General features: G+C 65.5%; 22 protein-coding genes (1 of these 22 only partly in view). 18 read left to right on the plus strand and 4 right to left on the minus strand.

The annotated features are described in order from the left end of the window. Nucleotides 1-47 precede the first annotated feature (47 nt). The gene (gene secA, locus U8330_RS03650) at nt 48-2,750 is read right to left on the minus strand and encodes a preprotein translocase subunit SecA (protein WP_323103789.1); all 2,703 of its coding nucleotides are present in this window, start codon (nt 2,748-2,750) and stop codon (nt 48-50) included. A gap of 273 nt (nt 2,751-3,023) precedes the next feature. Here secA and U8330_RS03655 point away from each other — a divergent pair, with 273 nt between their 5' ends. The 6 genes from U8330_RS03655 (at nt 3,024) to U8330_RS03680 (ending at nt 7,209) form a co-directional block, all read left to right on the plus strand. Beyond that, the gene (locus U8330_RS03655) at nt 3,024-3,893 is read left to right on the plus strand and encodes a peptidylprolyl isomerase (protein ID WP_323103790.1); all 870 of its coding nucleotides are present in this window, start codon (nt 3,024-3,026) and stop codon (nt 3,891-3,893) included. Nucleotides 3,894-4,003: 110 nt separating this feature from the next. Next, nucleotides 4,004-5,245 (plus strand): bifunctional glutamate N-acetyltransferase/amino-acid acetyltransferase ArgJ, encoded by a 1,242-nt coding sequence (gene argJ, locus U8330_RS03660; RefSeq protein WP_323103791.1) that lies wholly within the window; start codon nt 4,004-4,006, stop codon nt 5,243-5,245. A 10-nt stretch (nt 5,246-5,255) separates the two neighbouring features. Then, the gene (locus tag U8330_RS03665; protein ID WP_323103792.1) at nt 5,256-6,035 is read left to right on the plus strand and encodes a GNAT family N-acetyltransferase; all 780 of its coding nucleotides are present in this window, start codon (nt 5,256-5,258) and stop codon (nt 6,033-6,035) included. Next, nucleotides 6,032-6,448 (plus strand): 8-oxo-dGTP diphosphatase MutT, encoded by a 417-nt coding sequence (gene mutT, locus U8330_RS03670; protein ID WP_323103793.1) that lies wholly within the window; start codon nt 6,032-6,034, stop codon nt 6,446-6,448. The genes U8330_RS03665 and mutT overlap by 4 nt, the downstream gene beginning before the upstream one ends. Before the next feature lie 202 nt (nt 6,449-6,650). Continuing rightward, complete coding sequence (locus U8330_RS03675; protein ID WP_323103794.1) at nt 6,651-6,974, plus strand: hypothetical protein; 324 nt, start codon at nt 6,651-6,653, stop codon at nt 6,972-6,974. A 58-nt stretch (nt 6,975-7,032) separates the two neighbouring features. Further along, on the plus strand, nt 7,033-7,209 hold the full coding sequence (locus U8330_RS03680; protein WP_323103795.1) for a Flp family type IVb pilin: 177 nt from the start codon (nt 7,033-7,035) through the stop codon (nt 7,207-7,209). 27 nt (nt 7,210-7,236) lie between these two features. Here U8330_RS03680 and U8330_RS03685 read toward each other — a convergent pair whose 3' ends face one another. Beyond that, the gene (locus U8330_RS03685; protein WP_323103796.1) at nt 7,237-8,112 is read right to left on the minus strand and encodes a methyltransferase domain-containing protein; all 876 of its coding nucleotides are present in this window, start codon (nt 8,110-8,112) and stop codon (nt 7,237-7,239) included. An 86-nt stretch (nt 8,113-8,198) separates the two neighbouring features. Here U8330_RS03685 and U8330_RS03690 point away from each other — a divergent pair, with 86 nt between their 5' ends. The 4 genes from U8330_RS03690 to U8330_RS03705 all read left to right on the plus strand — a co-directional run bounded on the left by U8330_RS03690 (nt 8,199) and on the right by U8330_RS03705 (nt 10,655). Beyond that, entirely contained in the window at nt 8,199-8,993 is a 795-nt protein-coding gene (locus U8330_RS03690) for a ComF family protein (RefSeq protein ID WP_323103797.1), read from the plus strand. An 82-nt stretch (nt 8,994-9,075) separates the two neighbouring features. Next, nucleotides 9,076-9,333 (plus strand): glutaredoxin 3, encoded by a 258-nt coding sequence (gene grxC / locus U8330_RS03695; protein WP_323103798.1) that lies wholly within the window; start codon nt 9,076-9,078, stop codon nt 9,331-9,333. Nucleotides 9,334-9,378: 45 nt separating this feature from the next. After that, entirely contained in the window at nt 9,379-10,230 is an 852-nt protein-coding gene (locus U8330_RS03700) for a carbon-nitrogen hydrolase family protein (protein ID WP_323103799.1), read from the plus strand. Further along, nucleotides 10,227-10,655: a DUF1178 family protein gene (locus U8330_RS03705; protein WP_323103800.1), complete on the plus strand. Its 429-nt coding sequence runs from the start codon at nt 10,227-10,229 to the stop codon at nt 10,653-10,655. Before U8330_RS03700 ends, U8330_RS03705 begins: the two co-directional genes overlap by 4 nt. A gap of 8 nt (nt 10,656-10,663) precedes the next feature. Here the strand turns inward: U8330_RS03705 and ubiG are convergent, their stop codons facing one another. Next, nucleotides 10,664-11,428, minus strand: a complete 765-nt coding sequence (ubiG, locus tag U8330_RS03710; protein WP_323103801.1) for a bifunctional 2-polyprenyl-6-hydroxyphenol methylase/3-demethylubiquinol 3-O-methyltransferase UbiG — start codon at nt 11,426-11,428, stop codon at nt 10,664-10,666. 194 nt (nt 11,429-11,622) lie between these two features. Between ubiG and U8330_RS03715 the strand changes: the two genes are divergently transcribed. The 8 genes from U8330_RS03715 (at nt 11,623) to clpB (ending at nt 22,973) form a co-directional block, all read left to right on the plus strand. Then, nucleotides 11,623-12,876 (plus strand): aspartate kinase, encoded by a 1,254-nt coding sequence (locus tag U8330_RS03715; protein WP_323103802.1) that lies wholly within the window; start codon nt 11,623-11,625, stop codon nt 12,874-12,876. Between the two features lie 58 nt (nt 12,877-12,934). After that, nucleotides 12,935-15,199, plus strand: a complete 2,265-nt coding sequence (gene ptsP / locus U8330_RS03720; protein ID WP_323103803.1) for a phosphoenolpyruvate--protein phosphotransferase — start codon at nt 12,935-12,937, stop codon at nt 15,197-15,199. Nucleotides 15,200-15,329: 130 nt separating this feature from the next. After that, entirely contained in the window at nt 15,330-16,412 is a 1,083-nt protein-coding gene (gene prfA / locus U8330_RS03725) for a peptide chain release factor 1 (protein ID WP_323103804.1), read from the plus strand. Continuing rightward, a complete protein-coding gene (prmC, locus tag U8330_RS03730; RefSeq protein ID WP_323103805.1) occupies nt 16,412-17,272 on the plus strand; it encodes a peptide chain release factor N(5)-glutamine methyltransferase in 861 nt (286 codons plus the stop codon). Before prfA ends, prmC begins: the two co-directional genes overlap by 1 nt. Before the next feature lie 434 nt (nt 17,273-17,706). After that, the gene (locus U8330_RS03735) at nt 17,707-18,579 is read left to right on the plus strand and encodes a DUF4167 domain-containing protein (RefSeq protein ID WP_323103806.1); all 873 of its coding nucleotides are present in this window, start codon (nt 17,707-17,709) and stop codon (nt 18,577-18,579) included. Between the two features lie 117 nt (nt 18,580-18,696). After that, nucleotides 18,697-19,302 (plus strand): NUDIX hydrolase, encoded by a 606-nt coding sequence (locus U8330_RS03740; RefSeq protein ID WP_323103807.1) that lies wholly within the window; start codon nt 18,697-18,699, stop codon nt 19,300-19,302. Continuing rightward, a complete protein-coding gene (locus tag U8330_RS03745; protein ID WP_323103808.1) occupies nt 19,302-20,165 on the plus strand; it encodes a DUF429 domain-containing protein in 864 nt (287 codons plus the stop codon). The genes U8330_RS03740 and U8330_RS03745 overlap by 1 nt, the downstream gene beginning before the upstream one ends. Before the next feature lie 201 nt (nt 20,166-20,366). Continuing rightward, on the plus strand, nt 20,367-22,973 hold the full coding sequence (clpB, locus tag U8330_RS03750; RefSeq protein ID WP_323103809.1) for an ATP-dependent chaperone ClpB: 2,607 nt from the start codon (nt 20,367-20,369) through the stop codon (nt 22,971-22,973). Between the two features lie 120 nt (nt 22,974-23,093). On the opposite strand, the gene U8330_RS03755 is transcribed toward clpB, so the two are convergent. Continuing rightward, a protein-coding gene (locus U8330_RS03755) for a M23 family metallopeptidase (RefSeq protein WP_323103810.1) crosses the window boundary here: on the minus strand, nt 23,094-24,627 show its 3' portion. The gene runs 434 nt beyond the window's last position; only the last 1,534 of its 1,968 coding nucleotides appear in the window; its start codon lies off the right edge, out of view; the stop codon is at nt 23,094-23,096.

Here is a 24,627-nt window from a genome sequence, read left to right on the forward strand (position 1 = left end):
AGACGCTCAAGGGTGGCCGGGGCGGGCCGTGGGCCCACCCGTTTCCCTCAGACCTCGGTCGTCTCGAAGGCGCCGTGGCAGTGCTTGTACTTCTTGCCCGAGCCGCAGGGGCAGGGCTCGTTGCGCGAGACGAAGCCCCAGGTTGCCGGATCGGCGGGATCGCGGCTCGGCGCGCCGGAGCCGCCGAACTCGTCCTCGCCCGTCGTGGCGTCCACATGATGGGCCGCCATTTCCGGCGGAACCGGCTGCGGCGATTGGGCCGCCTCGCGCACCAGTTCGACGCGCATCAGCTGGGCCGTCACCGCCTGGCGCAGGTTGCCGAGCAGGGCCTGGAACAGCTCGAAGGCCTCGCCCTTGTATTCCTGCAGCGGATCGCGCTGGGCATAGCCGCGGAAGTGGATGACCGAGCGCAGATGGTCGAGGTTGACGATATGCTCGCGCCACAGGTGGTCGAGCGTCTGCAGCACGACCGAGCGCTCGACATAGCGCATGATCTCCGGACCGAAGCGCTCGGCGCGGTCGGCAGCGGCCTGATCGGCAGCCGCGGTGATGCGCTCGCGAATGTCGTTCTCGTCGATCCCTTCCTCGGCCGCCCAGGCGGCGATCGGCAGGTCGAGATTGAGCTGTTCGTTGACGTCTGCGGTCAGGCCCTCGACATCCCACTGCTCGGCATAGGCCTTTTCGGGGATCCGGCGAGCAACGATGTCCTCGATCACCTCGTGGCGCATGTCGGCCACGGTCTCGGAAACATCGGCCGCATCCATCATCTCGATGCGCTGCTCGAAGATCACCTTGCGCTGATCGTTGAGCACGTCGTCATACTTCAGGAGGTTCTTGCGCGTGTCGAAGTTGCGGGCTTCGACCTTCTTCTGCGCGCGCTCCAGCGCCTTGTTGATCCAGGGATGGACGATCGCCTCGCCCTCCTTCAGACCCAGCTTCTGCAGCATCGAATCCATGCGGTCCGAACCGAAGATCCGCATCAGGTCGTCCTGGAGCGACAGGTAGAACTTGGAGCGGCCGGGGTCGCCCTGGCGGCCGGAGCGGCCGCGCAGCTGGTTGTCGATACGCCGGCTCTCATGGCGTTCGGTGGCCAGAACATAGAGCCCGCCGGCGGCGAGCGCCTGTTCCTTCAGCGCGGCGATCTCGGCACGAATGGCTGCTTCGCGGGCCTCCCGCTCGGGACCCGGTTCCAGATCGGCGAGCTCCGCCTCGAGCCGCATGTCGACATTGCCGCCGAGCTGGATGTCGGTGCCGCGGCCGGCCATGTTGGTGGCAATCGTCACGGCACCCGGAACGCCGGCCTGCGAGACGATATAGGCTTCCTGCTCGTGGTAGCGGGCATTGAGAACCTGGAAGTTGGTAAAGCCTTCGCGCTTCAACAGCGCGGCCAGCATTTCGGACTTTTCGATCGAGGTCGTGCCCACCAGCACCGGCTGGTTGCGGTCGCGCGCCTGGCGGATCTCCTCGACGATCGCCTTGAACTTCTCCTCGACTGTCCGGTAGACCTCGTCATGGTCGTCGATACGCCGGATCGGCAGGTTGGTCGGCACTTCCACGACTTCGAGGCCATAGATATTGCCGAACTCTTCCGCTTCGGTCGAGGCCGTGCCGGTCATGCCGCCGAGCTTGGCATACATGCGGAAATAATTCTGGAAGGTGATCGAGGCCAGCGTCTGGTTTTCGGGCTGGATGGTCACCTTTTCCTTTGCTTCGAGCGCCTGGTGCTGGCCTTCCGAATAGCGGCGGCCCGGCATCATGCGGCCGGTGAACTCATCGATGATGACGATCTCGTCGTTGCGGACGATGTAGTCCTTGTCGCGCTGGAAGAGCTTGTGGGCCTTCAGCGCATTGTTGACATGGTGGACGATCGCCACGTTCTCGACGTCGTAGAGCGACTCGCCCTTCAGCAGGCCGGCATCGCGCAGCAGGTTTTCGAGCTTCTCGGTGCCCACTTCGGAGAAATTGGCCGAGCGCTGCTTTTCGTCGATCTCGTAATCTTCGGCGTCCAGACGCGGGATGAAGGTGTCGATCGTCTGGTAGAGCTCCGACCGGTCGTCGAGCGGGCCGGAAATGATCAGCGGCGTGCGCGCCTCGTCGACCAGGATCGAGTCCACCTCGTCGACGATGGCGAAGAAGTGGCCGCGCTGGACCATCTGTCCGCGCTCATACTTCATGTTGTCGCGCAGATAGTCGAAGCCGAGTTCGTTGTTGGTGGCGTAGGTGATGTCGCAGGCATAGGCCTGGCGGCGCTCGTCGTCGCTCAAGCCATGGACGATGACGCCGGTCGTCATGCCGAGGAAGGAATAGATGCGGTTCATCGTCGCGGAGTCGCGCCGCGCCAGATAGTCGTTGACGGTGACGACATGCACGCCCTTGCCGGCGAGCGCATTCAGATAGACGGGGAGCGTGGCCACCAGCGTCTTGCCTTCGCCCGTCTTCATTTCGGCGATGGCGCGCTCATGCAGGATCATCCCGCCGATCAGCTGCACGTCGAAGGGGCGCAGGCCAAGCGTTCGGCGTGCAGCCTCGCGCACCACGGCGAAGGCCGGCACCAGCAGGTCGTCCAGCGTCTTGCCGGCTGCAAGCTGCGCGCGGAACTCCACCGTCTTGTGGGCGAGCGCCTCGTCGCTGAGTGCGGAAATTTCCGGTTCGAGCGCGGCGATCGCCTCGACCCGGCTTCGATATCCCTTGACGCGGCGATCGTTGGAAGAGCCGAAAAGCTTGCGGGCGAAACCGCCGAGACTGACCATCTGCATGGTCCTTTCATCTGTGCCGTCGACGTTTCGCGCGCGTTCCGTCATCCCGCCGCATGCGCTGAAACGCCCTGATCTTGTTCTGGACGCGAGGTTGCGTGACAGATAAGAGGGGGGTCGATTGATGTCAACGGGAGTTCCGGCCCGACAAGACCCTGAAAAACCGACGTCGCAAGGCTAAAGAACGGCCACAATCTGGTGGTTTCGAAGCGGCGGCCCGGCCCTTACGAAGGGTGGCTCGGAAACTCGATCTCGAAAGGTTTTAGAGGAATGTTGAAGAACAGACTGCTCGCAGCCGTGGCGCTGACCGCAGTGATGGCGCTCTCCGGCCCCGTCCTGGCGCAGGATGCCGCCGATCCGGTCGTCGCGAAGGTGGGCGATGCAGAGATCCTCAAGTCCGAACTCGATCTGGCCATCGGCTCGCTCGATCCGCAGCTGGCCCAGCTGCCGGACGAACAGAAGCGCGCCGCCGCCCTTTCGGGCCTTGTCGACGTGAAGCTGCTTGCCAAGGATGCCGAGAAGGAAGGCCTGCAGAACGACGCCGACTTCAAGAAGCGTCTCGCCTATCTGAACGACCGCGAACTCCACAACGCCTTCTTCAAGAAGCATGTCGTCGAGGCCGTGACGCCGGACGAGGTGAAGGCGCGCTACGACAAGGAAGTCGCAGTGATCAAGCCGCAGGAAGAGGTGAAGGCCCGCCATATCCTGGTCAAGACCGAGGATGAAGCCAAGGCGATCATCAAGGAGCTCGACGGCGGCAAGGATTTCGCCACGCTCGCCAAGGAGAAGTCGACCGATCCGAACAAGGATGACGGCGGCGATCTCGGCTACTTCACCAAGGACCGCATGGTGCCGGAATTCTCCGAAGCCGCCTTCGCGCTCGAAAAGGGCAAGTACACGACGACGCCGGTCAAATCCCAGTTCGGCTATCACGTCATCCTGCTCGAAGATAAGCGCCTGCAGCCGCCGCCGCCGCTCGAACAGGTCGAGCCGCAGGTCAAGCAGCTGGTCATGCGCGACAAGTATCTTGCTCTGCTCGCCTCTGCCAAGCAGGGCTCGACCGTCGAGATCAGCGATCCGGCTCTCAAGAAGGCCTATGACGAGGCCAACAAGGCCGAGGCCGAAGACGGCGCCAACTGATCGGCATCCTGTCACGATGCCGTGACAGGCTCTGGTCTAGAACCATATGGATCCCGGGGGCCTGCTCCCGGGATTTTTCATCCTTCATCCTTCAGCACCGGATTTCGCCCATGTCCGACACCGTCTCACCGCTCGCTCCGAAGACCTTCGCCATCATTCCGCCGCTGCGCGGCGTGCGCATGGCCACTGCGGAGGCCGGCATCAAGTATCGGAACCGGACGGACGTGCTGATGATGGTGTTCGACGCGCCGGCTGCGGTGGCAGGCGTCTTTACCCGTTCGCTCTGCCCTTCGGCCGCAGTCGACTTCTGCCGCAGGAACCTTGCCGGCGGCGTCGCCCGGGCCGTCGTCGTCAATTCCGGCAATGCCAATGCCTTTACCGGCGTCAAGGGCCGCGCCTCGACCGAACTGACCGCCGAGAAGGCGGCCGAAGCCGTCGGCTGCACGACCGGGGAGGTCTTCCTGGCCTCCACCGGCGTCATCGGCGAACCGCTGGACGCCACCAAGTTTTCCGGCGTGCTCGCAGACATGACGGCGCGGGCGACGGAAGACTTCTGGTTCGAGGCCGCCAAGGCGATCATGACCACCGACACCTATCCGAAGGTCGCCACCCGCAGCGCCGAGATCGGCGGCGTGCCGGTGACGCTGAACGGCATTGCCAAGGGCGCCGGCATGATCGCCCCCGATATGGCGACGATGCTCTCCTTCGTCGTGACCGATGCCGATATCGCGCCCGCTGCGCTGCAGGTGCTTCTGTCCGCGGGCGTCGGCCCGTCCTTCAATTCGATCACCGTCGATAGCGACACCTCCACCTCCGACACGCTGATGCTGTTTGCCACCGGCGCGGCAGCTGCGGACGGACAGGCCCGGGTGACCGACGCCGCCGATCCCGCACTGGCCGGCTTCAAGGCGGCGCTCGATGCGCTGCTCTTCGATCTCGCGCTCCAGGTGGTGCGCGATGGCGAGGGCGCCCGCAAGATGGTGGCCATCGCGGTCGAGGGGGCGGAAAGCGATGCGGCCGCCAAGCGGATCGGCCTGTCGATCGCCAATTCGCCGCTGGTAAAGACTGCGGTCGCCGGCGAGGATGCCAATTGGGGCCGCGTGGTCATGGCTGTCGGCAAGGCCGGCGAACGGGCCGATCGCGACCGGCTGGCCATCTGGTTCGGCGGCATTCGCGTCGCCGTCAATGGCGAGCGGGACCCCGACTATTCGGAGGCCGCCGCCTCCGCGGTGATGAAGGAAGAGGACATCGCCATCAAGGTCGAGATCGGTCTCGGCAACGGAACGGCGACCGTCTACACCTGCGACCTTACCAAGGCCTATGTCGAGATCAATGGCGACTACCGGAGCTGACGGGACCAGCATGCCGGGCCAAGCCGCCGCTCCCACGCTGCCGGCCGTCCGGCGGCTCGAGGCCGTAGGGTTCCGCGCCTGGCCGGCGGCGGACATCCACTATGACGGCAGCTGGCTCGTGCGGCTGACGCCCGGTCACGGCTCCCGCCGGCTGAACTCGGTCAACCCGCTCGATCCCTTCGACTGCGGCGATCTTGAGGGCCGGCTCGCCCGCGCCGGTCGCCGGTTTGCCACAGCCGGCCGACCCCTGACGCTGCGCCAGACGCCGCTGACGCCGCCATCCCTGGTCGCTTATCTCGATGGAGCCGGCTGGTCGCGCTTTGCCGAAACCATCGTCATGACGGGGGAGATCCCGCCCCATGAGGCGGGGGAAACGGTCGAGCATCTGCCGCTGCGTGATCTGGCGCGCTTCGCCGAGGCCCGACTGGCTATCAGCGGCGAACCGCCGGAAAGCGCCTCGACGCTCTTGTCGATCCTGGAGGCGATCAAGCCGGAGTGTGGCCTGTTCCTCTTCGAAGAACGCGGCTTCGGGCCGACGGCGGTGGCCATGGCCGTTCATGACAGTGATCTGCTCGGCATCAACCAGGTGGCTGTGCATGCGCAGCGCCGCCGCGCCGGGCTCGGTACCGCGCTGCTGTCCGCCTGCCTGCGCTGGGGACGGCTCAAGGGTGCGCGCCAGGCCTGGCTGGCCGTCGAGGCGGCCAATGCGCCGGCGCGGGCCCTTTACGAAGGCTTCGGCTTCCGCGAAACCTATCGCTATGTCTACCGCCAGCCGAAGGACCACCCATGAGCCCGCCCCGTGAGTTCCGCATTCTCGTCGTGGCCGCCTGCGCCCTCATCGATGGCGACGGCCGCGTGCTCATCGCGCAGCGGCCGGAAGGCAAGCCGATGGCAGGACTGTGGGAATTTCCGGGCGGCAAGGTCGAGGCCGGCGAAACGCCGGAACAGACGCTGATCCGCGAGCTGAACGAGGAGCTCGGGATCACCACCAAGGTCGATTGCCTGGCGCCGCTGACCTTCGCCAGCCACTCCTACGAGGCCTTCCACCTGCTGATGCCGCTCTATGTCTGCCGGCGCTATGAGGGCATTCCGCAGGGCAGGGAGGGCCAGGCGCTGAAATGGGTCCGTGCGACCAGCCTGCGGGACTATCCCATGCCGCCCGCCGACGAGCCGCTGATCCCCCATCTGATCGACCTTCTCTAGGCGCTCCGCAGCCGCGGCAGCGCCTGGTGGCATTGCGGCAACAGGCCAAGTTTTCAACAATCTGACTGATGAATCCTTTCCAAGGGAGGCGCCCGTTAAGGGATCGTTTATCTCCTCACGGCACAATGGTGTTCGATTGTGGCGCAAAGGCGCAATGGCGTAGCAGGGGACCGCCATTGCAGGCGCATGGTAAGAGGGTCTCATGGCAAACGACGATTTCTGGCGCACTGTGCAGGACAAGGACATCGACATGCCGCAGCGTCAAAGCACCGGCGTCCTGAATCTGTCGCTGCTTTTCGGCACGGCCGTCATCGCCCTGACGTTGATCCTCACCCCGATGCTGTCCCAGAAGTCGGACAGCAAGGTGCTGGCCAATGCGCCGATCGATTACGACACGATCCAGACAGGCTCGATCCCCGCGCAAGCGGGCGAGACCAAGCGCTACACGGTTCGCCGCAGCATTCTGCAGGACATGCCGGGTGCCGTCTGCGTGATCAATGGGGATGGCAGCAAGAGCGGCTGCTGATCCGGGTGCGAAAGAAGGCGCGGCGAGCCTGTGTGCCGCCGGCCAGGGGGCGAAGGGCATGAAGGCTATTCTCAATCGCCTCCTGAAGGCGCGCTCCGGGGCAACTGCCGTGGAGTACGGCCTTATCGGCGGCATCATGGCGGTGGTGATCATCGTCGCCTTCGGCAACTTCACCACCGCGCTCACCGACATGTTCACCTACATCACCGACGTGTTGGCCAACGCCTGGAAGTAAGGCGGCGACAAGGGCTGCAGTTCTCCCTTACAGATCGTCACGCACCTTGAGCGCGTCCGCCAGGCGCGCCTTCGCCGATCCGGGCTTCAGCGGCTTCTGCTGGCTTTCATGCGGCGCCCAGCCGGAAATGAAGATGACGGAAAAGGTCGCGCGGATGCGGCCATCGGCATCGGCATATCGTTGCGCATAGAGTTCGGCGGCCCGCAGAAACACCGCGCGCGGCAGCGGCTTGCGGCTGCGGGCGACGAGCGGGTTGGTCATGCCCATGGCCCGCAGGTCCTTCATCAGCGAGAACAGCGAGGCGTAGCGCACCGTGTAGGTTTCCGTGTCGGCCACGGGAAGCGCGAAGCCGGCGCGCTGCAGAAGCCCGCCCATGTCCCGCACATCGGCAAAGGGCACCACGCGCGGTCCCGCTCCGCCGGTCACCTCGCTTTCCGCCTCCAGCAGGACGCTGCGCAGTTCCTGCAGCGTTCCGGCACCCGGAATGGCGGCAAGGAACAGCCCGTCCGGCTTCAGCGCGCGCCGAACCTGGATGAAGACGCCCGGCGTGTCGTTGGTCAGATGCAGCGAGAGCGGCGAGACGACGAGGTTGACCGAGGCGGGCGCGAGCGGCACCGTTTCCAGCGGCGAAACGAGCAGATCCTCGCCGGGGGCGGCGAAGGCCGCGTCCGTCTCGACGCGCCGCAGCGTGCCGATCTTGCCGGTGGCAAGCAGTGCCCGGGCCGTGGCGCCCGTATAGCCATGCAGTTCCACCGCCGCGTCGAACTGGCGCTCCACCACGGAGAGACGTTCCGCGAGATCCTGCCCCACCAGGTCCAGCAGGAAGGATGCCTTCTCGTCGCCCGCCTTCAGGGCCCGAAGGCGACGCGCGGCGATCAGCGTCTGGTCAAAGACGATGTCCAAGGGAAAGCTCCTTTCGATTGCGGGACGACCCGCCCCGCTGCTAGGATCGGGCTCACATCGCGCGCCGCCAGGGACAAGTCAACGCCATGGATGTGGAGCAGGCAGAGCATCCAGTCGAGGGGCAAGCCTGGCACCGTCGGATTTGGCACGGTGCGAAGGGCAGCATTTCGGCCGTCGGCGACCTTCTCTTTCCACCTGTCTGCCGCGGTTGCGGTCGTTTGACGGGCCGGCATGCAGCGCTCTGTCCGGCCTGCTGGCAGAGCGTCGGCTTCATCGAACGGCCCTTCTGCCCGGTGCTCGGCATTCCCTTCTCGCATGATCTCGGCGAGGCACTGGTCTCGGCCGAGGCCATTGCCCATCCGCCACCCTTCGATCGGCTCCGCTCCGTCGCCCTGCATCAGGGCGTGGCGCGCGCGCTTGTCCATGGGCTGAAATACAAGGATCGGACCGATCTGGCGCCGATGATGGCCGCCTGGATGGTGCGGGCAGGCGAGGGCCATGTCGAGGCGGCCGACGCGATCCTGCCCGTGCCTCTTCATGTCTCGCGCCTCTGGCGGCGGCGCTACAACCAGGCGGGCGAACTGGCCCGGGCCATGAGCCGGTTGACAGGCACGCCGCTGCTGCCGCTGGCGCTGTCCCGGGTTCGCCGCACGCAGCCGCAGATCGGGCTTGGCGCGCTCCAGCGTGCCGACAATGTGCGGGGTGCCTTCGCGGTGACCGAAGCCGGCGCGGCGGTGCTGTTCGGCAAGCGGGTGGTGCTGGTGGACGATGTCTATACGACGGGCGCCACGGTGGCCGCCGCCGCCCGGGCATTGCGGCGGGCGGGGGTGGTCGAGATCACGGTTTTGACCTTTGCAAGGGCGCTGCCCGGTCCTATATGACAGTCCTATGCCGTCCGGTGGCGGCGTCGCTGTCGCGGCTGCGCCGGCGGCCCGCCAGCCCTTTCTCCCGTCAGGATCGATCATGGCTTCCGTCACCATCTATACCCGCCAGTTCTGCAGCTACTGCTCCGCCGCCAAGCGGCTTCTGGAGAAGAAGGGTGTCGCCTATGAGGAACATGACGCGACCAATGCGCCGGCGGTGCGGGAAGAAATGATCGCGCGCTCGAATGGCGGGCGGACCTTTCCGCAGATCTTCATCAACGACATCCACGTCGGCGGCTGCGACGATCTTCACGCGCTGGACAGCGCTGGCAAGCTCGATCCGATGCTGGCGGCCTGAGCCGGCGATGACCCGCAAGAAGAGCCTTTCGAAGGAGGGCTGTGCGTGACCCTGCGCGTTGCCGCTGTTCAGATGTGCTCGGGCGTCGATGTCTCCCGCAATGCCGACGCCATGGCGCGCCTCGTGCGCCAGGCCGCGGCCGAGGGGGCGAGCTATATCCAGACTCCGGAAATGACCGGCGCTCTGCAGCGTGACCGTGCGGCCCTGCGCGCCCAGCTCCGCGGCGAACAAGACGATGTGATCGTCGCCACGGCGGCCCGCCTTGCCGGCGAGCTCGGTATCCACCTCCATGTCGGCTCGACGGCGATTGCGCTGGACGATGGCAAGATCGCCAATCGCGGCCTGCTGTTCGGACCGGATGGGGCGAAGATCTGCCACTACGACAAGATCCACATGTTCGATGTCGATCTCGACAATGGCGAGAGCTGGCGGGAAAGTGCCGCCTATACGCCGGGCGAAACGGCGCGCATGGCGGACCTCCCCTTCGGCCGGCTGGGCTTTGCCATCTGCTACGATGTGCGCTTTCCCGAGCTGTTCCGCCGCCAGGCGGTGGACGGGGTGAAGCTGATGTCCCTGCCGGCGGCATTCACCCGCCAGACAGGTGAGGCCCATTGGTCCGTGCTGCTGCGCGCCCGCGCCATCGAGAACGGCATGTTCCTCGTCGCGGCCGCGCAGGGCGGTGTGCATGAGGACGGCCGCGAGACCTATGGCCATTCGATGATCGTCGATCCCTGGGGGCGCGTGCTCGGCGAGGCCGGTGCGGCCGGGGAGGAGATCGTCATCGCCGATCTCGACCTTTCCGACGTCGGCGCGGCGCGGGCAAAAATTCCCAACCTGAAGAATGCCCGCAGCTTCACGCTCGAAGCCGCAACGGGCGGGGCGGAGCCCGGCGCATGATCCGCTACAGCCTTGTCTGCGACCAGGGCCACGACTTCGAGGCCTGGTTCTCCTCCAGCAGCGACTTCGACGGCCAGGCCGAGGCGGGTTTGGTCAGTTGCGTCGTCTGCGGCAGCACCGCCGTCAAGCGGGCGCTCATGGCGCCCTCCGTTTCCACCGGCCGGGCGAGAGAGAAGACGCGAGCGCTGATGCTCGAGAGCGCGCATCGGGAGGCCGCGGCGAAGATCCGCGAGATCGTTGCCACCATTCGCGCCAATTCCGAGGATGTGGGCGAGAAATTCCCGGAGGAAGCGCGCAAGATCCATTATGGCGAGGCCGATGCGCGCGGTCTGATCGGCCGGGCCACGGCCGAGGAGGCGCGCGGCTTGATCGAGGAGGGGATCGAGATCGCTCCGTTGCCCCTGCTTCCCGACGACGCGAACTGACCTCCCGTTCAGCCGGCCGGCTGAACCGGCGCCGGCCGCTTGGCGAGGAGCATGTAGTTCACGTCCATGTCGCTCGAGAGATGCCAGGCGTTCGACAGCGGATGGAAGAACACGCCGGTGCGCTCGGCGATCACCATGCCGCTGGCGCCGAGCGGGCCTTCAATCTCCTCCGGCGTCACCAGCTTCTCATATTGATGCGTGCCGCGTGGCAGCCAGCGCAGCACGTTCTCGGCTGCGAAAATGGCCAGCGCCCGCGCCTTCAGCGTGCGGTTGATCGTGGCGATCACCATCAGGCCGCCCGGACGCACCATGGAGGCACAGGTCTTCAAGAAGAAATCGACGTCGGAGACGTGCTCGACCACTTCCATGTTGAGCACGATGTCGAAGGTCTCGCCGTCCGCGGCCAGGCTCTCGGCCGTCACCGCCCGGTAGTCCACCGCGACACCGCTCGCTTCGGCATGGGTTTGTGCGATGCGGATGTTCTTCTCCGAGGCATCGGCGCCAAGGACGTCGGCGCCCATGCGCGCCATCGGCTCGGAAAGCAGCCCGCCGCCGCAGCCGATATCGAGCAGGCGCAAGCCCTGCAGCGGCTTGGGCGCCTTGGGATCGCGGCCGAAATGCGCGGAGGCCTTGTCGCGGATATAGGCAAGGCGGACCGGGTTGAACTTGTGCAGCGGCTTGAACTTGCCGCGCGGATTCCACCACTCGGCGGCAAGGGCCGAAAACCGGTCGATCTCGCCCTGGTCGATCGTCGTCCGCGCCGCTTCGCTCATTGCCTCGTGCTCCTGTGCTCGTTTGCGACAGGAAGTCGGCCGCAGGGGGCGGATTGTCAAGGGATGGCGGGGTGCCAGAAGGCCGCAGAGCGCCGACTGCCATTGCACCGCAATCGCTCTTTCGCTAAGAGACCGCGAGTTTTCGGCCCGCAGACGCTGCAGCGCGGCGGGGCCCCTCGTACTGGTAGAGGCAGATGGCACGCATCGTGATGAAATTCGGCGGAACCTCCGTCGCGGATATGGATCGCATCCGGAACGTCGCCCGTCACGTCAAACGCGAAGTCGATGCCGGCCATGAGGTGGCGGTGGTCGTCTCGGCGATGTCCGGCAAGACCAACGAGCTGGTCGCCTGGACCCGCGATGCTTCGCCCATGCATGACGCGCGCGAATATGATGCGGTGGTCGCCTCCGGCGAGCAGGTGACCTCCGGCCTGCTGGCCATCGCGCTCCAGCATATCGGCATCAATGCCCGCTCCTGGCAGGGCTGGCAAATCCCGATCCGCACCGACAATGCCCATGGCGCCGCCCGTATTCTCGATATCGACGGCTCGGATCTCATTCGCCGCTTCAAGGAGGGGCAGGTCGCCGTCATCGCCGGCTTCCAGGGTCTCGGCCCGGACAACCGCATCGCGACGCTCGGCCGCGGCGGCTCCGATACCAGCGCGGTCGCGATTGCCGCTGCCGTCAAGGCCGATCGCTGCGACATCTACACCGACGTCGACGGCGTCTACACCACCGATCCGCGCATCGAGCCCAAGGCGCGGCGCATGAAGAAGATCGCGTTCGAGGAAATGCTCGAAATGGCGTCGCTCGGCGCCAAGGTGCTGCAGGTACGCTCGGTCGAGCTCGCCATGGTGCACAAGGTGCGCACCTTCGTCCGCTCCAGTTTCGAAGACCCCGATGCGCCGGGCATGGGCGACCTCTTGAACCCGCCCGGTACGCTGATTTGTGATGAGGAAGAAATCGTGGAACAGGAAGTCGTCACCGGCATTGCCTATGCCAAGGATGAGGCGCAGATCTCGCTCCGGCGCCTGGCGGACCGGCCCGGCGTCTCCGCCGCGATCTTCGGCCCGCTCGCCGAAGCCCACATCAATGTCGATATGATCGTCCAGAACATTTCCGAGGACGGCTCCAAGACCGACATGACCTTCACCGTCCCATCGGGCGATGTCGACAAGGCCCTGCGCGTCCTCGACGCCCAGAAGGACAAGATCGGTTTCGACGCGGTCCAGAACGAATCGGGCCTCGCCAAGGTCTCCGTCATCGGCATCGGCATGCGCAGCCACGCGGGCGTTGCGGCCTCCGCCTTCCGGGCGCTCGCCGAAAAGGGCATCAACATCAAGGCGATCACCACCTCCGAGATCAAGATTTCCATCCTGATCGACGGTGCCTATGCGGAACTCGCGGTTCGCACTTTGCATTCCGTCTACGGTCTCGATAAGAGTTGAGACCGGCGCGAAGCAGCCTGCTTCCGCCATTCGTTCTGATCTGGGAGATGGTCCCGCGATGAGAGACCTTTCGGGTCCACGCGTACTTCTCAAGCGGCTGCGCGAGCTGATGGCCGAGCCGCTGGAGCCGCAGGAGCGTCTCGACCGGATCGTGCGCCAGATCGCGCAGAACATGGTGGCCGAGGTGTGCTCGGTCTATGTTCTTCGCTCCGATGGCGTTCTCGAACTCTACGCCACCGAAGGTCTGAACAAGGACGCGGTGCATTTGGCCCAGCTGCAGATGGGGCAGGGCCTTGTCGGCACCATTGCCGCCAGCGCCCGGCCGCTCAACCTGTCGGACGCCCAGTCGCACCCGGCCTTCACCTATCTTCCGGAAACGGGAGAAGAGGTCTACCATTCCTTCCTCGGCGTGCCGATCCTGCGCACCGGCCGATCGCTCGGCGTTCTCGTCGTGCAGAACAAGGCCAGCCGCACCTATCGCGATGACGAGGTGGAGGCGCTGGAAACCACGGCCATGGTGCTTGCCGAAATGGTGGCGACCGGCGAGTTGAAGAAAATCACCCGTCCCGGGCTCGAACTCGACCTCTCGCGTCCCGTCTCGATCGACGGTTCGAGCTTCGGCGAAGGGGTCGGCCTCGGCTATGTCGTCCTGCACGAGCCGCGCATTGTCGTCACCAATCTGCTGAACGAAGACAGCGACAAGGAGCTGGCGCGGCTGAGCGAGGCGCTTGGCTCGCTCCGCCTGTCGATCGACGACATGCTGTCGCGCCGCGATGTGTCGATGGAGGGCGAGCACCGGGCGGTGCTCGAGGCCTACCGCATGTTTGCCCATGACCGCGGCTGGGTGCGCAAGCTCGAAGAGGCGATCCGCAACGGCCTGACCGCGGAAGCGGCGGTGGAGCGGGTGCAGAGCGAGACCAAGGCGCGCATGATGCGGCTGACGGACCCGTATCTGCGCGAGCGCATGCATGATTTCGACGACCTCGCCAACCGGCTGCTGCGGCAGTTGACCGGCTATGGTGCGCGGATTGCCGGCGGGGACTTTCCCGTCGATGCCATCGTGGTCGCACGGGCCATGGGTGCTGCCGAGCTGCTCGATTATCCGCGCGAAAACGTGCGCGGCCTGGTGCTCGAAGATGGCGCTGTCACCAGCCATGTCGTCATCGTGGCGCGTGCCATGGGGATTCCCGTGGTCGGCCAGGCGGCCGGCGTCGTGGCGCTTGCCGAAAACGGCGATGCGATCATCGTAGACGGCGATGATGCCAAGGTGCATCTGCGCCCAATGGCGGATCTCCAGCGGGCTTACGAAGAAAAAGTGCGCCTGCGCGCCCGACGCCAGGAACAGTTCCGGGCGTTGCGCGGTGTCGAGCCGGTGACGAAGGATGGCAGCCGCATTCGCCTGCAGATGAATGCCGGCCTGATGGTCGACCTGCCGCAGCTGGCCGAATCGGGAGCGGAGGGCATCGGCCTGTTCCGCACCGAGCTGCAGTTCATGATCGCCTCCACCATGCCGAAGATGGAGGAGCAGGAGGCCTTCTACCGCAATGTGATGAAGCAGGCCGGCGGCAAGCCCGTGACCTTCCGCACGCTCGATATCGGCGGCGACAAGGTGGTGCCCTATTTCCGGGCGGCGGAGGAAGAAAATCCGGCGCTCGGCTGGCGGGCAATCCGCCTCTCGCTCGACCGGCCGGGCCTGTTGCGCACGCAGCTGCGCGCCATGTTGCGCGCCTCGGCGGGTGCCGAGCTCAAGCTGATGCTGCCCATGGTGACCGAGGTGCAGGAGCTGCGCGCAGTGCGCGAGCTTCTGCAAAAAGAGATCCAGCGCCAGTCGAAGGTCGGCGAGCAATTGCCGCGCAAGCTGCAGTTCGGCGCCATGCTGGAGGTTCCGGCCCTGCTCTGGCAGCTCGACGAGCTGATGAGCGAGGTGGATTTCGTGTCCGTCGGCTCGAACGACCTCTTCCAGTTCACCATGGCGGTGGATCGCGGCAATTCGCGCGTGGCCGATCGGTTCGACGTTCTGGGACGGCCCTTCCTGCGCATGCTGCGCGACATTGCGCGCGCTGGCGAGCGCAACCGGACTTCCGTGACGCTCTGCGGCGAAATGGCGTCGAAGCCGCTCTCGGCGCTGGCTCTGCTTGGCATCGGTTTCCGCTCGGTCTCCATGTCGCCGACGGCGGTGGGTCCGGTCAAGGCCATGCTGCTCGCCACCGATCTCTCGCTCCTGTCGCCGGCGCTCAATGCGCTGCTCGATGACACGAAGAGCCGGCAGACGCCGCGCGAGTTCCTGAAGGCCTTTGCCGCGGACCACGAGATCCCGGTCTAGCTGCCCCCGTTCCGGGGGCCTGGCCCCTTGTCCTCAACACCCGCCTGGAAAGCGCGCAAGCGTCCTTTGGCGACCCTCGACCGTTTTGCCGGTCGACCATCGCGCCGCTCGGCGGCCCTGGAGTTTCAACGTGGCGACATTGCCTGTCGAAAAAATGCGCGAGCTGGAGCGGCGTTTTGCGGAGATCGAGGCGCGCATGGCCGAGGGGCCTGCTGCGGACGTTTATGTGAAGCTGGCCTCCGAATATTCCGAACTGCAGCCGGTGGTCGCCAAGATTCGCGCCTATGAGAAGGCGAAGTCCGAGCTGATCGATGTCGAGACGCTGCTTTCGGACCGGACGACCGACCGGGACATGCGCGAGCTGGCCGAAATGGAGAAGCCGGAGATCGCGGAGCGGCTGGAGGCGCTGGAAGGCGAAATGCAGATCCTGCTGCTGCCGAAGGATGCGGCGGACGAGAAGAGCGCGATCCTGGAAATCCGCGCCGGCACCGGCGGCTCCGAGGCCGCCCTGTTTGCCGGCGATCTGTTCCGCATGTATGAGCGCTACGCCTCTGCCAAGGGTTGGAAGGTGGAGGTTCTTTCCGCCAGCGATGGTGAAGCCGGCGGTTTCAAGGAAATCATCGCCACCGTCACCGGCCGCGGCGTGTTTTCGAAGCTGAAATTCGAGTCCGGCGTCCACCGCGTCCAGCGTGTGCCAGAGACGGAAGCCGGCGGCCGTATCCACACCTCGGCCGCCACCGTCGCCGTGCTTCCCGAAGCGGAAGAGATCGATATCGAGATCCGCAACGAGGATATCCGCATCGATACGATGCGCTCGTCCGGTGCAGGCGGCCAGCACGTCAACACGACCGACTCCGCTGTGCGCATCACCCACCTGCCGTCCGGCATCGTGGTGACGAGTTCGGAAAAATCGCAGCACCAGAACCGTGCCAAGGCCATGCAGGTGCTGCGCTCCAGGCTCTACGACATGGAGCGGCAGAAGGCCGATAGCGAGCGCTCCGCCTCCCGCCGCAGCCAGGTCGGGTCCGGCGACCGCTCCGAGCGGATCCGCACCTACAATTTCCCGCAAGGGCGCGTGACCGATCACCGCATCAACCTGACGCTCTACAAGATCGACCGGATGATGATGGGCGAGATCGACGAGGTGGTGGATGCCTTGATGGCCGACTACCAGGCCGGACAGCTGGCGCAGCTCGGCGAAGTGCAGGGCTGATGGCAAAGACGGTCGATCAGCTGCTGGCTCGGCTTCGCAGTGCGCTCAAGGCCGCCGATTTCGACGATCCCGGCCAGGAAGCGCGCCTCCTCCTGGGCGGTCTTCTCGATCTGACGGCGAGCGAGATGCTGAGCCGCGGCGACCGGCCGGTCTCTTCGGCGGACGAGCAGAAGGTGGAACAGGCGCTTGCCCGTCGCCTGGCGCGGGAGCCGATCTACCGGATCCTCGGCCACCGGGCCTTTCGCGGGCTCGATTTGGCGCTGTCTCCTGGAACGCTGGAGCCGCGGCCGGATACGGAGACCCTTGTCGATGCAATGCTGCCGCATGTCCGCGCGCGGATCGCGGACACCGGCGGCTGCCGGATTCTCGACCTCGGCACCGGAACCGGCGCCATTCTCCTGGCGCTGCTTGCCGAGGCGCCGGAGGCGGAGGGGGTCGGGGTCGATCTGTCTTCTGATGCGCTGGTGACGGCGGCGCGCAATGCCGAGGCGCACGGTCTTTCGCCGCGCGTGACGCTGATCGAGAGCGACTGGTTCGTGAATGTCTCCGGCCGTTTCGATGTCATCGTCTCCAATCCTCCCTATATACCGACAGAGGTGATCGGTGGGCTGGACCCCGAGGTTCGCAACCACGACCCGCTCGCTGCCCTGGATGGCGGTGCCGACGGCCTCGATGCCTACCGTGTCATCGCCGCTCGAAGCCGCACTTTCCTGGAAGAGGGCGGGACCGTCGGCGTCGAGATCGGCTACGATCAGAGAGAATCAGTCTCAGGCCTCTTCGAGGCCGAGCGCTTCCGCCGAATCGCAGCGCTGCGCGATCTGGCGGGGCAGGACCGGGTGCTGGTCTTTGCACCAGCTTGAAGCAGGCTTGGCACTGTATTTCGCGGTGACGAGGCTTAGGTCGCTGCATCTGTGAGTGGCAGGTTCCGAACGCAAGGCGGGACATGTTCTTTCGGAAAACATGAAGAAAGAGCTTGGAATCCCTGCTCAGGCGGTCTAGGTTGCGGCCACGCACTGGGCAGACGGCTTGGACTAGAGGATTCGTTCCGGTCAGGCCTCGCCGCGAGAAGTGCTCTCACGGAAGAGATGCGAGATTGGCAGAGCCTGGTGCGGGTATCTGTTACGGTTGACTTGAACCAGCGACGTGCCGTCACCGGCATTTTTGTCGCGCTGTGCCGATAGATGCGGCCATCCTCCAAGAGGAGGCCCGAGCTGAACGGCCGGATCCAAGGGCGTCGTCCCAGGAACACCACGACCACCAACTAGATTCTCAAGAGACTTTGGGTGATGAAAGAATGAGGCCAGGACAGCAGAATAAGCGCGGCCGCGGGCGTAACAACAACAATAACAACAACAATGGCGGCGGCGGCGGCAACAATCATAACCGGAAGGGGCAGAACCCGCTCACCCGGACCTATGACAGCTCCGGCCCCGATGTGAAGATTCGCGGTACCGCGCAGCACATTGCCGAGAAATATGCCGCCCTTGCGCGCGATGCGCAGAGCGCCGGCGACCGGGTCATGGCGGAGAACTATCTCCAGCACGCTGAACATTACAACCGCATCATCGCCGCTGCCCAGGCGCAGCTGCAGGAACGCTTCCAGCGCGAAGACCGCCAGTCCTATGAGGGCGCGGATCTCGACGGCGCGGACGGCGATGACGATCAGGATCAGGGCTATGACGAGGCGCCAGCGGTCATCCAGCCGCCGCGCCAGCAGCAGCCGCGCAGCTTCCAGCCGCGCGAACGGGAAAACCGCGATCAGCAGCCGCGCGAAAACCGCGGCGAGGGCCGTGCCGACCGGCAGCCGCGCGAGGACCGCGGCGACGCGCAGACCCGTGAGACACAGCCGCGGGACGCGCAACCGCGTGAAACACAGGCCCGCGACACGCAGCCCGCCCGCGATGTGCCGGTGCGCGAGCCGCAGCCGGCCCCCGCAGCGTCGCATGCCCCCGAGCCTGTGGACGATGGAACCGGCCCGCAGCCGGTGATCGAGGGCACGCCCGTCGAAGTGTCGATCGAGGAGGAAGTCTCCGGCTCCGCTGCCCGTGCGCCGAGCCGGCGTCGTGGAACCCCGCGTCCCCGCCGCCCGCGCCGCACGGACGCTGCCGGCGAAGAGGGTGCGGCGGGCGACCAGCCGGAAACCCCGGCCCTGGCCGCCTCGGAATAACCAGGTCCGTACTGAACATCGAAAGCGAAAGGGCGGCGGCAACGTCGCCCTTTCTGCATTGTGCCTACCGGCAGAACATGGTGATCTCGGCGCCAGGCGAGAGGGGAGGGGAGCGCAATGTCTGACGGGCAACAGGTCTGGACGGTTCTGGAGACACGGTCCATCATCAAGGACCGCTGGATGCGCCTGCGCGCCGACGCCTGCCAGACACCGTCCGGCCAGCGCATCGACCCCTATTACGTTCTCGATTATCCCGATTGGGTCTGCGTGGTGGCCATCACGCCCGAGGGCGAGCTGGTTCTGGTCCGCCAATATCGTCATGGCGCCGGTGAGGTTCTGCTCGAATGCGTCGCCGGCGCGATCGATCCCGACGATGCGGATCCGGCCGCCGCGGCGGCCCGCGAACTCATGGAAGAAACAGGCCATGGCTGCGCGCGGATGATCCCGCTCGGCGCGCTCTACGCCAATCCCTCCATGCAGGCGAACCGGATGCATTCCTTTCTGGCGCTCGATGCTCGTCCCGTGGGCCGTCAGCAGCTTGAAGCGGGTGAGGAAGGCTTGACGGTCGAGCGTCTGCCGCTTGCTTCCGTGCTTGTTGGCCTCGGCCAGGGGCTGATCGGCCAGTCCATGCATGTGGCGGCCATCCTTCTTGCCGTTCAGCATATCCAGCGTCTTGCCCCGGCGGGGGAGGGGAGGCTGCCGGAGCCGGATTTCGCGCGGTGATGACCCGGATGCAGATGCCGGCCCTCTCCGGCGACGACCTCGAAGGGGCCATGACGGTCTACGGCGTCGATTTCACCTCCGCTCCCTCCCGCAGGAAGCCGATTGCCTGCGTCGAATGCCTGTTGGAGGGGACGACATTGCGGGTCACCGCGCTGCACGGCTGGCCGAGCTTCGAGGGCTTCTCGACCATGCTGGCCTCGCCGGGTCCCTTCATCGCCGGGCTCGACTTCCCCTTCGGCCAGGCCCGCAGATTCGTCGAGACGATCGGCTGGCCACGCGACTGGGCCGCCTATGTCGGCCTTGTGTCCACGATGACGCGTGCCGAGTTCCACGAGACCCTGACCGCCTATCGTCTCCCACGCGACAAAGGCGACAAGGAGCATCGCCGCCAGGTGGATGTTGCCACCCGCGCGATCAGTCCGCAGAAGCTGCATGGCGTGCCCGTCGGGCTGATGTTTTATGAAGGCGCGCCACGACTTCTGGCCTCCGGCGTCACGATCCCGCTTCTGCAGCATGGTGATCCGCGGCGCATCGTGGTCGAAGCCTATCCGGGTGTGATGGTCCGTCGGCTGATCGGTTCGCGGTCCTATAAGTCCGATGACCGCGCCCGCCAGACAGCCGACCGGCTGGCCGCCCGCCGCGATGTGATGAGCCGGCTCAAGGCGGAAGGCGGCGCCCTTCATGGACTGACCCTCGAGGCGCCCGACGCGCTGGCGGAGGATGCGAGCGGCGATTCCCTGGATGCGCTGATCTGCGCCGTCCAGGCGGCGTGGGCCTGGCGGGAGAGGCGGCGGAATTTCGGCATTCCGGCGCTGGCCGATCCGCTCGAAGGCTGGATCTGCGACCCAAGCCTCATCCGCTGAAAGGCCGCTCTTTCGAAGACGCGTTTTTTCCTCTGCAGACCTGCTTTAATTCCCGAAATTTCCCTCCCATATGTCAGTCAAGCGTTCGCCCGCGACCAAACGGGACGGGCGAGAATCGACGGGCTTGCCGCAATCGGGAGCCTGATCCCAACCGCCGCTGCGCGCCGTTTCGGGCGCATCGGTCTGACGGAGGTTATGAGTATGGATATCGAGAAATATTCCGAACGGGTCCGCGGATTCCTGCAGTCCGCGCAGACCTATGCGCTGTCGGAAGGACATCCGCAGTTCACGCCCGAACATGTGCTGAAAGTGCTGCTTGACGATGATCAGGGCATGGCGGCCTCGCTGATCGAGCGGGCCGGCGGCCGCGCGCGGGATGCCAAGATTGCCAATGACGCCGCTCTTGCCAAGCTGCCCAAGGTTTCGGGCGGCAACGGCTCGCTGGCGCTCTCGCAGCCGCTTGCTCGCGTCTTCACCACGGCCGAGGAGGCTGCCAAGAAGGCCGGCGACAGTTTCGTCACCGTCGAGCGTCTGCTGCTCGCGCTCGCCGTCGAAAGCTCGGCCGCAACCGCGCAGATCCTCTCCAAGGCCGGCGTCACCGCAGCCCGTCTGAACCAGGCCATCAACGAGATTCGCAAGGGCCGCACCGCCGACAGTGCGAACGCCGAAGCCGGCTTCGACGCGCTGAAGAAATATGCGCGCGACCTGACGGCCGACGCCCGTGACGGCAAGCTCGATCCGGTCATCGGCCGCGACGACGAGATCCGCCGGACCATCCAGGTCCTCTCGCGCCGCACGAAGAACAATCCGGTGCTGATCGGCGAACCAGGCGTCGGCAAGACCGCGATCGCCGAAGGTTTGGCACTGCGCATCATCAATGGCGACGTGCCGGAAAGCCTGAAGGACAAGCGGCTGATGGCGCTCGACATGGGCGCGTTGATCGCCGGCGCCAAGTTCCGTGGCGAGTTCGAGGAACGGCTGAAGGCGGTCCTGAACGAGGTGCAGTCGGAAGCCGGCGAAATCATCCTGTTCATCGACGAGATGCACACCTTGGTGGGCGCCGGCAAGGCCGACGGCGCCATGGATGCGTCGAACCTGCTGAAGCCGGCCCTGGCCCGCGGCGAGCTGCATTGCGTCGGCGCCACCACGCTCGACGAGTATCGCAAGCATGTCGAGAAGGATGCGGCGCTCGCCCGCCGGTTCCAGCCTGTCATGGTGGACGAGCCGACGGTCGAGGATACGATTTCGATCCTGCGCGGCCTGAAGGAGAAGTACGAGCAGCACCACAAGGTCCGCATCTCGGACTCCGCCCTGGTTGCCGCCGCGACCCTTTCGAACCGCTACATCACCGACCGCTTCCTGCCCGACAAGGCGATCGACCTGATGGACGAAGCCGCCTCGCGGCTGCGGATGCAGGTGGATTCCAAGCCCGAGGAGCTAGACGAACTCGACCGGCGCATCATTCAGCTGAAGATCGAGCGCGAGGCCCTGAAGAAGGAGACGGACCGTGCTTCGAAGGACCGGCTGGAGAAGCTCGAGCTCGATCTGACCGGCCTCGAGGAGCAGGCGGACGCCCTGACGGCGCGCTGGCAAGCGGAAAAGTCGAAGCTCGGCCTCGCCGCGGATCTCAAGAAGCAACTGGACGAAGCCCGCAACGAACTGGCGATTGCCCAGCGCAAGGGTGAGTTCCAGCGGGCCGGCGAACTGGCCTATGGCGTCATCCCCAATCTTGAAAAGGATCTGGTGACGGCGGAAGCGCAGGACGGCGACGCCGCCTCCATGGTTCAGGAGGTGGTGACGCCCGACAACATCGCCCATGTCGTTTCCCGCTGGACCGGTATCCCGGTCGACAAGATGCTGGAAGGCGAGCGTGACAAGCTGCTGCGCATGGAGGACGAGCTCGCCAAATGGGTCGTCGGCCAGGGCGATGCTGTTCAGGCCGTGTCCCGTGCCGTTCGTCGGTCCCGCGCCGGCCTACAGGATCCGAACCGGCCGATCGGCTCGTTCATCTTCCTGGGCCCGACCGGTGTAGGCAAGACGGAGCTGACCAAGGCACTTGCGCGCTTCCTCTTCGACGACGAGACTGCGCTCGTGCGCATGGACATGTCGGAATATATGGAGAAGCACTCCGTTGCCCGGCTGATCGGCGCACCTCCGGGCTATGTCGGCTATGAGGAAGGCGGATCGCTGACCGAGGCCGTACGGCGCAAGCCCTATCAGGTCGTCCTGTTCGACGAGATCGAGAAGGCGCATCCGGATGTGTTCAACGTGCTCCTGCAGGTGCTCGATGATGGCCGCCTGACCGATGGCCAGGGCCGCACCGTCGATTTCCGCAACACGATGATCATCATGACCTCCAATCTCGGCGCGGAATATCTCACCGCGCTCGGCGAGAACGAGGACACGGACAGCGTGCGCGAGCAGGTCATGGGCGTCGTTCGGGCGGCATTCCGGCCGGAATTCCTGAACCGGGTCGATGAGATCATCCTCTTCCACCGCCTGAAGCGCGGCGAGATGGGCGCGATCGTCGACATCCAGCTGGAGCGGCTGCGCAGGCTGCTCGCCGATCGCAAGATCACGCTGGACCTTGATGCGGAGGCGCGTCACTGGCTCGCCGAGCGGGGCTATGACCCGGTTTATGGCGCCCGGCCGTTGAAGCGGACGATCCAGAAGTTCGTTCAGGACCCCCTGGCCGAAAAGATTCTCTCGGGCGAGATCCCGGATGGATCGCTGGTCAAGGTTCTGGAGGGCTCGGATCGCCTGAACTTCAAGCTGCGCGGTGCCGGCGAGGACAAGGCTGCGGCCTGAGTGTCGCCTCTCGAGTGGCATGCCTGTCTCGGCATGCTGCTTCCGCAGGCTGAGACGGAAATGAAAAAGGGCGGCTTCCGCGAGGAGGCCGCCCTCTTTTCATGACTCCGATCGCCACCCCTACTGCGTCGCCGATGCGACCTCGCCGCCATTGTCCTTGGCGAGCAGTTCGTCGATGCGATGCCGTTCGTCCTCGAACTGGGCCAACGCCTTGCCGTCCAGCGATTTCCCGCCCGGCAGGCGGATGCGCAGCGGATCGACGCGGTTGCCGTTGACGATCAGTTCGTAATGAAGATGCGGCCCGGTCGAAAGACCGGTTGTGCCGACCCAGCCGATCACCTGACCTTGAACCACACGGGCGCCGGGCTTCACGCCCTTGGCGATCGCGCTCTGGTGATTGTAGGAGGAGACATAGCCATTGGCATGGCGGATCAGGGTCTGGTTGCCATAGCCGCCCGAATCCCAGCCGGCCTTTTCCACCGTGCCGTTGCCGGCCGCGATGATCGGCGTTCCGCGCGGGGCGGCCCAATCCACCCCGGTATGCATGCGCGAAAAGCCGAGGATCGGATGGCGGCGCATGCCGAAACCGGAGCGGAAGATGCCGTTCGGCACGGGATTGCGCAGCAGGAACTGGCGAATGCTCTTGCCCTGCTCGTTGTAGTAATCGACCGAATTGTCGTCCGGATCCTGGAAGCGATAGAAGCGCGTCTCGGCATCGCCGAAGCGGGCGTTGACGTAAAGCAGCTCGGAGCTGTCCGTCGCGCGCCCGCTGTCATCCGCAACCGAGAAGAAGGCCTCGAGCGAATCCGACGGTTTCAGCTGCGCCTGGAAATCGACATTGCTGGCGAGCAGCTTGACGAGCTGCGAGACCATGCTCTGATTCATGCCGTAGGAGAGGGCGGCGCGGTAGACCCCGTCATAGACGCGGGGCAGATCGCGGCCGGCGGCAATGGTCGGTGCGCCCGTGTCGTCGAAGGCGGTGTTCACCGCATCGAGCGGCGCCGGCGCCTCGCCCCGCACGAAGGCGCCATCGTCATCGAGCGCCATGGTCAGGAGATGCTGCGCGCCCTTGCCGTAGACGCTGGCCCGAACGACCTTGGCCTCGTCGTTCTGCCCCTTCTGGATGATGCCGATCCGCACGACATCGCCTTCGCGGAAGGTGTCGGACTTCAGCTCGCGCTTCAGCACCTCGGCAATATCCGCCGCCTGCGCACGCCCGTATCCGGCTGCAACAAGGGCGGCCGCCATCTCCGTCTCGCGGCGGATCGGGATGACGTCGTCGGCATATTCGGCGCTCTGGTCGCTGATGGTCTCGAACGGCGTCACCGTCATGTTCTCTTCGACGACGCGGGCAGCCAGGCCCTGCATCAGATCGAGATCATTGCTCTCGGAAGAGAAGCGGCGCGGATCGACATAGAAGAGCGAGGCCAGCTGCGTGTTGCCGTCGGTCAGCGCTGCGCCATTCGACCGGACGTTCTCCTCCACCTCGTCGAGCGTCATGGAGGGGCCGAAGGCGAGCGTCGACCCCTTCAGCGGAAAGTCGACGGTCTTCAGGGCGACTTCGGATTCCACATCCGAGCCGTAGATCGTCCCGGTGCGGCTGGGGGCAGGGGCCTCGGCCTTCTCGTCATTGGAAAAGATCGCCAGCGGATCG

It is taken from the genome of Rhizobium sp. CC-YZS058 (assembly GCF_034720595.1).
Lineage (GTDB): Bacteria > Pseudomonadota > Alphaproteobacteria > Rhizobiales > Rhizobiaceae > Ferranicluibacter.